Annotated in this window: 5 protein-coding genes and 1 pseudogene; 4 read left to right on the forward strand and 2 right to left on the reverse strand. The window is 52.9% G+C overall.

Annotated features, from left to right (window positions below):
- Window positions 1–133 precede the first annotated feature (133 nt).
- The 4 genes from JUJ53_RS02800 (at window position 134) to JUJ53_RS02815 (ending at window position 9,080) form a co-directional block, all read left to right on the forward strand.
- Complete coding sequence (locus tag JUJ53_RS02800; RefSeq protein ID WP_204150461.1) at window positions 134–5,014, forward strand: PAS domain-containing protein; 4,881 nt, start codon at window positions 134–136, stop codon at window positions 5,012–5,014.
- A gap of 101 nt (window positions 5,015–5,115) precedes the next feature.
- On the forward strand, window positions 5,116–7,434 hold the full coding sequence (locus JUJ53_RS02805) for an ATP-binding protein (protein WP_204150462.1): 2,319 nt from the start codon (window positions 5,116–5,118) through the stop codon (window positions 7,432–7,434).
- Window positions 7,435–7,656: 222 nt separating this feature from the next.
- Window positions 7,657–8,031 carry a response regulator gene (locus JUJ53_RS02810; protein WP_204150463.1) on the forward strand — a complete coding sequence of 125 codons (375 nt, stop codon included), beginning with the start codon at window positions 7,657–7,659 and terminating at the stop codon, window positions 8,029–8,031.
- Window positions 8,028–9,080: an adenylate/guanylate cyclase domain-containing protein gene (locus JUJ53_RS02815; protein WP_204150464.1), complete on the forward strand. Its 1,053-nt coding sequence runs from the start codon at window positions 8,028–8,030 to the stop codon at window positions 9,078–9,080. Before JUJ53_RS02810 ends, JUJ53_RS02815 begins: the two co-directional genes overlap by 4 nt.
- 17 nt (window positions 9,081–9,097) lie before the next feature.
- On the opposite strand, the gene JUJ53_RS02820 is transcribed toward JUJ53_RS02815, so the two are convergent.
- Together JUJ53_RS02820 and JUJ53_RS02825 are read right to left on the reverse strand one after the other, a co-directional pair.
- Window positions 9,098–12,283 (reverse strand): hypothetical protein, encoded by a 3,186-nt coding sequence (locus JUJ53_RS02820; protein WP_204150465.1) that lies wholly within the window; start codon window positions 12,281–12,283, stop codon window positions 9,098–9,100.
- Window positions 12,267–12,487, reverse strand: a pseudogene (locus JUJ53_RS02825) (hypothetical protein); the annotation flags it as partial. The gene JUJ53_RS02820 and the pseudogene JUJ53_RS02825, both read right to left, overlap by 17 nt.

The raw sequence follows: 12,487 nt of genomic DNA on the forward strand, positions 1-12,487 counted from the left end.
GCCGCCAAGAGGACATCGATCATGGGGATGCCCATCGAGCATCCATAGGGCACACTGGATATATCAGGGAACTATAGTGGTCAGCACCGACCGCAACACGTCCGGTATCCAGTGGTTGATAGGAGTCTTCGGAATGGGAGAACCATTGCAGCATGGCGAGGCCGGCACCGCTCGCCTTGGTTCACAGCGCCAGAATCAGTATGTTTACCTCATAGGTTTGCTGCTCGTCTTTTTGCTGCCCTTTGTGGTGGTCGTGTATCAACTCATTGCGGAAGTTGATGCCCGCATTGAGTTTGGCCGCCGAGAACTCCACGGCAACACCTACCTCCAGCCCCTAGAGCAGATGCTCTATCACCTGCCCCTGCTGGACAGCGATCGCCTCCAAGGATTGTCCGTCCAAGCCTCTCCCCGCATCGCCCAACTGGATCAAGACTTCGCCGATCTCAAGGACGTCAACCATGACTATGGCGCAGCCTTTCAGGTTTCTGACCGGGTCAAGGCTCTAGAGCAAGCGTGGCAAACTTATTCCCAGAACTGGAGGACGGAGTCAGAAGCGTCCCCCATAGTAGCCACCCCTAGCCCAGCGATCGCTCCCCTGCTGCGAGATATTCGGGGTTTGATGCTGCAGGTGGGCAATTTTTCTAACCTCATCCTCGATTCAGACCTAGAAAGCTACTACCTGATGGATGCGGTGGTGCTCAATATTCCTGACCTACAGCGGTTATTGGCTGATATCCAGTCCACCGTGGAAGCGATCGCCCACCATCCTCAGGTAACCTCTGCCGATCAGGAACGCTTGGCCATGCTCTCCGGGGTTCTGAGCGATAATCTAGAGTCCTTGACCGCTGGCCTAGCCATTGCCCTGGCCCATAGCTCGAATCCAGACCGCGACAGCAGCTTGATCCCCGCCATTCAAGAGGTCACTGCTGCTCTCACCCAAGTCCTATCGATGCTCCAAGGGCAGATTGATGGCGCGGGATCTACGATCGCCTCCCGTGCCGCCATCCTACACCAGGGTGTGGAGGCCAGCGATCGCCTTTGGAGCCAGACCAGCCAAGCCCTACAGCAATGTCTAGAGGCAAGAATTCAACCGCTGATCCATAAAACCTATGGTGTCAAAGGGTTTGCGATCGCTGTCGGCGGGGTCTTAATCTACGCGTTTATCGCCTTCCTGTATAACCTCCAAGATCAACGGCGCGGTTCTCTGCGTCTAGAAACTCAGTATCGTACCGCCCAGATTTTGGCCGAGTCGCTCACGTTGGAAGCGGCGGGGCCGGCTGTCTTGAAAACCGTTTGCGAAACCCTAGGTTGGCGCATTGGCGAACTCTTACAGGTAGACGCCTCCCAGACCAAGTTACAGCGCACGGCGGTCTGGGCTCCGACGGATCTGATCCTGTCTATGGTGCAGGATCCAGCTTGGCAAACCACCTTTGAAGCAGGTCAGGGGCTACCGGGACAGGTATGGCAACAGGAGCAGCCGGTTTGGATGGCGGATGTAATCACCGATCCTGAGTTTCAGCGGAAGGCGATCGCCCAAACGCTTAATCTGCTATCGGCCTGTGGCCTACCGATTGTGGTTGATGGCTGCATCCTAGGCGTCTTGATTTTATTTGGCGATCGCTCTCGACAGCCCAGCCCCGACACCTTGAATGTGCTCCAGGCCGTGGCCAACCAAATGGGGCAGTTTATGAAAACTCGCGAAGCAGATATGGCTTTGCAACATAGCGAAGCCCTTCAGCGCATGGCGTTGAGTGCTGCTGGCATGGGCGTTTGGGATTGGAATATTCTCACCGGGGAAGAAAACTGGTCACCGGAGGTAGAGAGCATCTTTGGTCTAGAGCCGGGCACCTTCCACGGCAGCTATGAAGATTTTCTAACTTATCTCGTACCTGAAGATCGGGAACGGGTGCAGGCGGCGGAAAAGCTAGCCTTTGAAAATCATAATGAATACACCTCCGAATATCGCGTTCGCTTGTCCGATGGTACCCTGCGCTGGTTGACCAGTCGGGGGCGGTTTTTGCGAGACAGTAACGGCAAGCCCGAACGGCTCACCGGCATTGTCATGGATATCACCGATCGCAAACAGGCCGAACTGGCCCTTGCCGAAAGTGAACAGCGGCTGCGTCAGGCTGAGGAAAAATATCGCAGTATTTTCGAAAATGCTGTGGTGGGCATCTTCCAAACCACCCAGGATGGTCGATATTTAAGCGCTAACCCCGCCCTTGCCCAAATCTATGGCTATGAGTCGTCCCAGGAGTTGATGACGCAGGTCACCGATGTGAGTCAGCAGCTTTATGTTGATCCCAACCGCCGTCAAGACTTTGTGGATCACATAGCAGCTACGGGACGTGTATCTGATTTTGAGTCCCAGGTCTGGCGACGGGATGGCCAACTTATCTGGATTTCAGAACAGGCGATCGCCGTTGAAAATGACCAAGGCCAGATCTTTTATGAAGGTATGGTGCAAGATATTACCGGACGGAAGGAAGGACAGGCTGCGTTGCGGGACAGTGAAAATCGGTTTCGCACCCTGCTGAATAATATCCCCGGTGCCTTTTATCGCTGCGCCTATGACCAAGTCTGGACGATGAAGTTTTTAAGCGACGCCATTGAAGACATCTGTGGCTACCCGGCAGAGGACTTTTTACTGAACCGTCGTCGTAACTTTACCGAAATTACCCATCCTGAGGATCGGGACTACATTCATCAGGAAGTCAACCAAGCTATCCTGGGCGATCGCCCCTATGTTCTGGAATATCGGATCATTCACGCGAATGGCGGACTGCGCTGGGTCTATGAAAAGGGGCAGGCTATTTTTGATGATCACGAAAATCTCCAATATCTAGACGGCGTCATTTTTGATATCACTGAACGGAAAAAGACCGAGAATTTCCTCGATCGCCAAACCCAAGTCCTAGAAGCGATCGCCTCGGGTGTCGAGCTGTCCCAGGTTCTCGATCTACTGATTGAGATCATCGAAGCTCGGAGCGATCGCCCCATGTTAGGCTCGATTCTCCTGCTGGATGAGAGTGGTCAACGCCTGCGTACAGGAGCTGCTCCCCACATGCCTGCCGACTTTCTCGCCGCCGTCGATGGCTTGCCCATTGGCCCCAACAGTGGCTCCTGCGGTACTGCTGTCTACCGCCAAGCCCCGGTCATTGTGGCGGATATTGCTGCGGATTGCCTCTGGGCTTCCTTCCAGGATCTAGCCAATGCCCATGGATTTCGGGCCTGTTGGTCTGTTCCGATTAAGTCGTCCCAGGGCAATATTTTCGGTACCTTTGCCCTCTATCTCCAGCAGCCCGGTAGCCCTGGCCCTCACGACTGGCACCTGATGGAAACCGCTGCCCACCTAGCTGGCATTGCCCTAGAGCGGCAGCGCACCGAAATGGAGCTGCGGCAGGCGAAGGATGCAGCGGAAGCCTCCAGCCAAGCCAAGAGCCAGTTCTTGGCCAACATGAGCCATGAACTACGCACTCCCCTAAATGCCATCATTGGCTACAGCGAAATGATGCGGGAAGATGCGGAGGATTTTGGCTACAGCGATGTTATCCCCGATCTAGAGAAAATTCGTGGGGCTGGCAAGCATTTGCTGGACTTGATTAACGATATTCTCGACATTTCTAAAATCGAAGCGGGACGTATGGAACTGCACTTAGAGCCCTTTGATATTTGGGACTTGGTGCAGGATGTAAAAACAACGATTCATCCCCTGGTGGAGAAAAACCATAATCACTTTGTGGTCAACTGCGACGCCGCGATTGGCAGCATGTGTGCTGACATGACCAAGGTGCGACAGATGCTGTTCAACCTGCTCAGTAATGCCGCTAAGTTTACCGAACAAGGACAGATTACCCTGACCGTGACCCGATCGCCCCGTCCTGCCGATATGGATTCCCCGAGCGATCGCTCTGATTTGGAGCGACCATCGGTCGATGGGTTGCTCTTGCAGGTCAGCGATACGGGCATTGGCATGACCGAAGCTCAACTGCAGCGGGTCTTCCAAGCCTTTACCCAAGCAGATGCTTCCACCACCCGTAAGTATGGCGGCACGGGGCTGGGCCTGGCGATTAGCCAACGGTTTTGCCAGATGATGGGCGGTGATATCCGCGTTACCAGCCAACTGGGGCAAGGATCGGTGTTTAGCATTTGGCTGCCCATCCAGGTGGTGGTTCAGACCCTGCCCGAGCCCGAGCCGTCCGATAATGCCGCCACTCCCATCCCTATCTCCATTGCCCTAGCATCCGCGGAGCAGCCCACGGTGTTGGTGATTGACGATGACGTGACGGTTCATGATCTGATGCAGCGATCGCTGAGCCAGAGCGGCTTCCGGGTCGAAGTTACCACTGATGGCACCGAAGGCATCCGCCTAGCGCGGGCCCTGCATCCCCATGTGATCATCCTCGATGTCTTGATGCCCCATATGAACGGCTGGGACGTACTCGCCATCCTCAAAGCCGATCCGATTTTGATGGATGTGCCGGTGATTTTGATGACCATCTTGGATGAACAAAATCGTGGCTTTACCCTGGGTGCATCGGATTATCTCACCAAGCCCATTGACTACAAACGATTGGATCTGCTGCTGCAAAAGTATCGTCCCGACGATGCCCTAGGCGATCGCCCCCATCGTGTCTTGGTGGTCGAAGATGATCAGGCCACGCGGCAAATGTTCCAGCGCATTTTGCAAAAAGAAGGCTGGCAGGTGACCACGGCGGAAAATGGTCGTCTGGGGCTAGAGGCGATTCAGGCCCAGCAGCCTGACCTGATCCTGCTGGATTTAATGATGCCAGAAATGGATGGATTTGAATTTATGGATCAGCTGCGGCAACAAGACCGAGGGCGATCGCTGCCGGTGGTGGTGGTGACGGCCATGGATCTTAGTCTCGATGAACGCGATCGCCTCACCGGTCGCGTGGAAAATATCTTACAAAAGGGTGCCTACAGCCGCGATCAGTTGCTCAAAGAAGTCCAGCGCTTAGTCTTCACCTATTTACCATCACCAACACCATAGCAACCCCCTGCGTCTAGGCCACGTTTTTCCCAATCTCCACCCCGATCTATCTCCTATCCATCGGCTGAGAATGGGTGCCCTTTTGTTCAGGATGCTGCACTATGCCTTTGCGAAATCGAATTTTACTGAGCATTACCTCCCTACTGGTGATTAGCGTGCTGTCCACAGCGGCCGTCATGACCCTCGGTGCCCGCCGGGTCATTCTCATGCAGGCTGAGGCCGATGGCATCCTCATCGCCCAGTTTCTGGCCCGCATGACCCGCTTTAGCAACCAGGTTCAAGACCAAATTGAAGTGGATTTGGGGCAGCAGATGGTGGTGCAGGCCACCTTGGCTAGTCATCTGGTGGCGATCGCTGAAGCGGCGGGGTTAACCGAACCTGAGATTAATCAACACCTGCGACAGATTGTGGAATCCACCAGCCTCAACGAATTTTGGATCACCGATGAACGCGGCTATGCCTACCTGCGCAACGATGAAACGGTTGACTTTACCTTCAGCCCCAGCCGCAGCCTGCAACCCCAGGCCAGCGCCTTCTGGCCCCTGCTCACCGGTGAGGAGCAAGTGGTGATTCAATCTGCTCGCAACCGCGAACTGGATAATCGCTTGTTTAAATACGTCGGCGTTGCCGGGTTCGATCAACCGCGCATTGTCCAGGTGGGCTATGAAGCCTATGCGCTGCTGGAGTTGCGGCAGAGGATTGGCCTGTCCCGGCTCACCAGTGAACTGATTCAAAGCGACAGCATTGTTGCCGTACGCATTGTCGATACCGATCTCGAAAACCTAGCGCGGAGCGTCAAGGCCGGGGTGCCCGGTGTGGCTAGCCTCAATAATCCGAACGATATTGCCAATGTGCGGCGCGTATTGGCCCAGGGCGATCCGATGAGCTACCTGGAAGGGAGCTTGTTTAAGGTGATTGTGCCGATCACGGATGCCAACCAAACTATTACGGGAGCAACGGTGCTCTACCTGTCTACCGAACATATCCAGGTCGCTCTGCGCCAAGAGATCAGCCAGTTGGTGATTGTCACGCTGCTGATTTTAATGGTGGGGCTCTTGGCCTCTTTGATCCTCTCGCGGTTAATCACGGCCCCTCTCGGCCGGCTCACCCTGGCCGCCAGCGCTGTCCAAGACGCCACCTTTGATCCCGACATGCTCACCTCCATCGCCCGCTCTCGCGATGAGCTGGGATTACTAGCCCGCACCTTCCAAACCATGATCCAGCAAGTCTCTGAGCGGGAGCAGGGTCTGAAAAATGCGAGGGAAGCCCTGCGACGCAGCGAGGCCTATTTCCGCTCCATTATTGAAAATGCGTCGGATGTGATCATGATTTTGGATGAAACAGGGCAGATTCATTACAGCAGTCCATCGATTCTCGCCATTTTGGGCTACTCCGCTGGCGATCTACAGCAGCAACCCATGGTCTCCTACATCCATCCCGACGATCGCGCCTTGATGGATCAGTATTTTCAAGAGGCGATCGCCCAACCGGGCACCCTGCCGCCTCGGGATCTACGGGTGCAGCACCGTAACCAAACCTGGCTGATCATGGAAGGGGTATTGAACAATCTCCTCAATGATCCAGCTATTGAAGGCATGATCTTAACCCTGCGCGATATTACGGAACGCAAGCAGGCCGAGGTGATGCAGCAGGAGAAGGAAACAGCTGAACAGTCTAACCGGGCCAAGAGCCAGTTTTTGGCCAACATGAGCCACGAACTACGGACGCCCCTGAATGCCATCATTGGCTATAGCGAAATGTTGCAGGAAGATGCCGTTGACCTCGGGCAGGATACCTTCATCCCCGACCTGCAAAAGATCCAAACCGCTGGGCAGCATTTACTCACCTTGATTAACGATATTTTGGATTTGTCCAAAATCGAAGCCGGGCGGATGACCCTTTACCTAGAACCCTTCGATGTGGCTCTGCTGGTGCAGGACATCGCCAACACCATCCAACCGTTGCTTGATAAAAACAACAATCAACTAACCGTGACCTGTGCCGCTGATATCGGCATGATGTCGGCAGATCTCACCAAGGTGCGCCAAAATTTGTTCAACCTGCTCAGCAATGCCGCAAAATTTACCGCCCAGGGCAAGGTGGAACTCGTGGTCACCGCCTCACCGTCTCCAAAGGAACTGGGAGGCGATCGCCCTGTCGATGGCCTGATGTTTCAAGTACGGGACACCGGTATTGGCATGTCGGATGATCAAATCAGCCGCCTCTTCCAGGCCTTCACCCAAGCAGATGCCAGCACCACCCGCAAATATGGCGGCACGGGGCTAGGGCTGGCGATCGCCCAACGCTTCAGTCACATGATGGGTGGAAGAATTCATGTAGCTAGCCGATTAGGGCAGGGCAGTACATTTACCATGTGGTTACCCAGGGTGGTTCAAGATCAAGCAGATGGCGATCGCTAAAGCCTAGGCCTATCCCGACGGTGCTATGGACGCGTGAAAAATGCAGCAGGATGGTTGGGGAAAAAACTCATGCTGGTAGATATACGGAGGGGCCGCGGCCCGACCTTAACAATCGCAATCGTGAAAGGGCATCTTAACGTTCATGCCTGGCACGCCCTACCTATGATGGAGAATATAGGTGGCGGGAGTTCAGTATTTTCCCCGTAATCTTGGAGAGACGTCATGCCCATCATCCTCTTAGTCGAAGATAATGAAATGAATCGGGACATGCTGTCTCGTCGTCTCACCCGTCGAGGGCATGAGGTGTTAATGGCCGTCGATGGAAAACAGGGGGTGGCGATCGCCCAAGACCAACAACCACACTTAATTTTGATGGATATGAGCCTACCGGTGCTCGATGGATGGGAAGCAACCCGTCAACTCAAAGCCATGCCCAAGACCCAGCACATCCCCATTATTGCCCTCACTGCCCATGCCATGGCAGGCGATCGCCAGAAATGCATCGAGGTAGGCTGCGATGACTATGATACAAAACCGATTGACTTTAATCGCCTACTTACTAAAATACAAGCTCTTTTAACATCACCAACGCCATGACCGGGACTCGTGGACTGATCCTCGTCGTAGACGATAACGAAACCAACCGTGATCTACTCTCGCGACGACTTTCGCGCTTAGGGCACGATACAGTAATGGCAGAGCATGGGCAGCAAGCCCTCGACCAAGTGCAGCACCACGCCTTCGACCTGGTCTTGCTAGACATCATGATGCCCAATATGACGGGCTATGAGGTGCTCGAACGCCTCAAGGCAGACCCAGCCCAGGCTCACATCCCGGTGATCATGGTCTCCGCCCTAGACGACATCGAAAGCGTGGTGCGCTGCATTGAGCTAGGGGCAGAAGACTACTTGTTTAAGCCGTTTAACCCTACTCTGCTGCAGGCCCGGGTGACCGCTAGCCTAGAAAAGAAGCGGATGCTTGACCATGAACGGGCCATGATGGAAAAACTCAAGGCGGAGCAGGAAAAATCCGAGGCGCTGTTGCTGAATATTCTGCCAGGGGCGATCGCCACCCGTCTCAAGCAAGGCGAACAGGTGATTGCCGATAACTTTGCCGATGTGACGGTGATGTTTGCCGATTTGGTCAACTTTACGGAACTCTCCGCCCAGCTCGCGCCGCCTGAATTAGTGGCATTGCTCAACCGCATTTTTTCCACCTTCGACCAGCTCGCCGATCGCTATAATCTCGAAAAAATCAAGACCATCGGAGATGCCTATTTGGTGGTAGGCGGCCTACCCACACCCCGCCCCGACCATGTCGAGTCTGTGGCGGAGATGGCCCTAGCCATGCAAAAAGCGATCGCCCAGTTTACGGTATCCCCCGCTCAACCGACCCTCACTATGCGCATCGGCATCAACACTGGCCCGGTAGGCGCTGGGGTCATTGGCATCAAGAAGTTTGCCTATGACCTCTGGGGCGATACGGTGAATACCGCTAGCCGCATGGAGTCTCTGGGTCTACCAGGACACATCCAGGTGACGGAGACGGTCTATGAACGCCTTAAGGATAAGTATCACCTCGAACCCCGAGGGGCGATCGAGGTGAAGGGTAAAGGCGCGATGATGACCTATTTTCTCAGAGGGTAGGATCCTCGTTATCGTTGTCATCTACATTGTGAGTGTTCAGACCGCTGATGTGCCCTCAGTCCGCTGCAAAAGGCTTCACGTTCGGCGGCTTCACGGGCTGCAGCTTCACGGGCGGCGGCGGCTTCTCGTTCAGCGGCTTCTCGAGCTGCGGCTTCACGGGCTGCAGCTTCACGGGCGGCGGCGGCTTCTCGTTCAGCGGCTTCTGCGGCTTCACGGGCTGCAGCTTCACGTTCTGACTCTATAGTCGCAGATCCTGAACTTGAACTACTTCCGGAAGAACCAGAAGATCTAGGCGGAATATAATCATTAGGATCTCCTGCCGAAGGAAAGTCATTATAACGAGAATCAGGCTCTAAAGCCCCCGAAATAGGAAAAACAACGCTGTCCCAGTAGGGTACTTGCCGATTTCGTAAGTCTTGAGCTGCTGAACGCACCGCTTCACGATCCCCTCTAGCGTTTGCTTCACGTAGAAGAGTCAAGCTCGTGTTCTCAGCTCGCCACATGTAAACGCTATCCTGAGCCAACTCACGAAGGTTGTGTTCTGGCTCAATCAGTTCTGCAAGAGCGATCGCCTGTTCTAAATTGCCTTTGTCCCGCTCTGCCTGAGCATCTTCTAAAATTTGCGGATACCACTCACGTTTTAAGTTTTCAACAGCAGCGTAGGCATTAGATTCTTTGGGAATTTCCTCTAGTTTATTGATAGCCTCTACCCACTTCTTTTCTTCTGCTAGCTTTTCAGCGTCGTCAATAATTTGCCTATCCTCTTCTCCAATTCTTTCTAGGAGAAAAGCGTGGTAGACGGTATTACCAAGATTTATACTTACCTCGCCCATACCCTCTGTCATCGTCCCCAAGGTTACCTCTGTTGTTATCCTCCCTAAGGTTCCTTCTATTAAGTGGGGCAATTTATTAGCACCAAAGAGCGCAATCCCAAGAGCACCGATGGCTCCAGTAGCCAATGCAACCCAGAGCATCGTCTTGGGCGATCGCTTCGGGCGTATCGGAGCGACAATCGCTACAGGCGTGAAAACCTCAACCGGCTCTGACTCGGTTTGCTGGTCAGGTAGCGACAGATCATTAGTAACATCAAGCGTTTGCTCCTGATTGAGGGTTGGTGATGCTTCCTGGCTTACGTCATCCTCTGAGATCACCGGAGAAACAACAGGGAGTTCAACCTGAAGGCCCATATCGTTCAAGACCCTCGACTTAATGCAGTCAGCGACATTCGGCTGAATATACAATTCTTGCTGAAGCTGCGTTAAGGTAGCCGTATCACTATCCACAAGTTCAGCATTGTCATGCAAGAGCGATCGCACCTCTTCTTCGTAGTCATCCAGCGCTCGGCGATAGTCTTGTTCCGCATCCCGCTCAATAATCTGAATATCTTCAGCTTCAAGATCCAGTGATGTCTGCAATTCGCTGAGAGAGGAGCGATCGCTGGCATCAATACTGAGAGGCTGGCTGTTGCTGCAATCATATCGCCGCAATACACTGTCAAACGTATCTTGATACTGTTGTTGAGCGTGATGATAGGCCTGCTTAATGCCATGACCTACCTCATCACTCAGTCCTAACTCATCCCGAAGTTGTGCTAACCTGACCGTTGCATCTCCACCGAGGGTTGATCCAGTGATCTCGCGCGTTGCTTGACTGTAAACCAAGCGATACGTTCGCCGATGGCTATGATAACTGTTCTGTTGCTCAGCTACGATATGCTCCACAACGCGATCGCTGAGCTGAAACTCTGCCTGCAGTTGGGTGAGTTGATCAGACTGCCATGTATCGTGTTGATGCAACTGTTCTGCTATAACTTCAGCCAAAATCGCTATCTCAGATTGAAAGCGATCACCCTCTTCTTGAACAATGCCATCTCTAACTGCTTTTCCTAGACCTAACTGAAGCTCCAGCAACTGATGATCTTGCACCTCACCCCACTGGTGTAGATGCTCGAAAACCGCTGCTTTAAAGGTTTCACAATCTTCATTAAAGGCAGTGTTTGCTTTATCTTCAAGATCTTGGCAAACCGTTTCGCCTAGTCCTAAATCTCGCTGAAGCGATGATAGATCTTCTTCATTGAAGATGCCTGAGCTATGCAGTTGATCGGCAGCTTGTTGAGCATAGCGTTGGCGATCGCTATCAAAGTCTTCAGCGACCGTCTGGGCGATCGCTTTGATCACCTCATAACCTAAATGGAGCTTGAGTTGGCGATCGCGCAAGGACTCCTCATTGCAATGCCCATCCTCATAGAGATCCATCTGATAGGCATTCTTATAGTCAGACCAGTGTTCGTGGAATTGGTGATCAACATTGACTTGTACCGACTGGATGACGACATCCCCAAGCCCTAATTGGCGTTGGAGCACCTTTAGATTCTCCGCATCTCGCTGCCCATCATCATGCAAGTCAGCAAAGTCAGCATCATAGTAGGTTTGGCGATCGCGCTGAAATTCATCCTGGATGTCCTGATGAACCTGAATAACAACCTCATCGCCTAACTGAAACTCGCGCTGATGATCTCGTAAATGTGCGCGTTCAACAGCCTCATCATCGTATAAATCAGCCTTGTAGAGATCAGCATAGGCATGACGGATATCTTGAAACGCGTGGCTAACCTCATCTTCGATCGATTGAACAACGCGATCGCCAAGCTTTAATTCAGCCTGTTGTTTGGTTAGCAGAGCTTGGTTGAATTTCCCATACCCAAAAAGCTGCTCTTTTGCCTGAGCGCTATAGCTTTGCCGATTGCCCTCAAAATACTCTTGCTCTTGCTCCAAGATAGCATTGACAACAGCACGCCCAAAGTGAAAACTCTTTGCTTGGGGCTGAAGATATTGGTTTACCTCATCTACACTCGCTGCTGTTTGATGAAAATAATCTGCACAGGCCTGCTGATAAAGATGTTGATCATGCTCAAAGGCTTGATCTTCTTCAGCGGTAATGGTCTGAATAATGGCATCTCCCAGCCCCTTTTCTGCCTGAAGTGCCAAAAGCTTCGTGCGATCGCGTTGATTCAGACTCCCATTTTTGCGCAATGCTCCAGCATATCGTGTTCGATACTCCTGCTTATCTTTAAGCAGTTCCTCGACAACCCCACGCTCAATCATCTCTAGAAACGATTCATTGAGGCTAAGACTGTCAATCCCCGTATCTTGACGAAGATTTGCAACATCGGGCTCGCGAAGGTTACTATCCTTTGTATACATGGCGCTTGAGTCCTGCTTCGTATTTTTCAATGAGGGGCTGAACCGTTTGAATAAAGTCGTTCTCGATGGATTGAACTTTGGGCGACTTCAAGAGCCAGTCTTGAGCAAGTTGGTCAAGACGTTGGCGATCGCCTTCAGAAATTCGAGGTGGATATTGCCGTTGATAACAATAACTAAAGGCATTGAGATAGCGGCTACGTTGTT

The organism is Leptolyngbya sp. CCY15150 (assembly GCF_016888135.1).
In the GTDB taxonomy this organism is placed as follows: domain Bacteria; phylum Cyanobacteriota; class Cyanobacteriia; order RECH01; family RECH01; genus RECH01.

Excerpts from the sequence above, each read along its gene's own strand:
- JUJ53_RS02805 (WP_204150462.1), top strand. The coding sequence starts at position 5,116 with ATGCCTTTGCGAAATCGAATTTTACTGAGCATTACCTCCCTACTGGTG.
- JUJ53_RS02815 (WP_204150464.1), top strand. The coding sequence starts at position 8,028 with ATGACCGGGACTCGTGGACTGATCCTCGTCGTAGACGATAACGAAACC.
- JUJ53_RS02800 (WP_204150461.1), top strand. The coding sequence starts at position 134 with ATGGGAGAACCATTGCAGCATGGCGAGGCCGGCACCGCTCGCCTTGGT.
- JUJ53_RS02820 (WP_204150465.1), bottom strand. The coding sequence starts at position 12,283 with ATGTATACAAAGGATAGTAACCTTCGCGAGCCCGATGTTGCAAATCTT.
- JUJ53_RS02810 (WP_204150463.1), top strand. The coding sequence starts at position 7,657 with ATGCCCATCATCCTCTTAGTCGAAGATAATGAAATGAATCGGGACATG.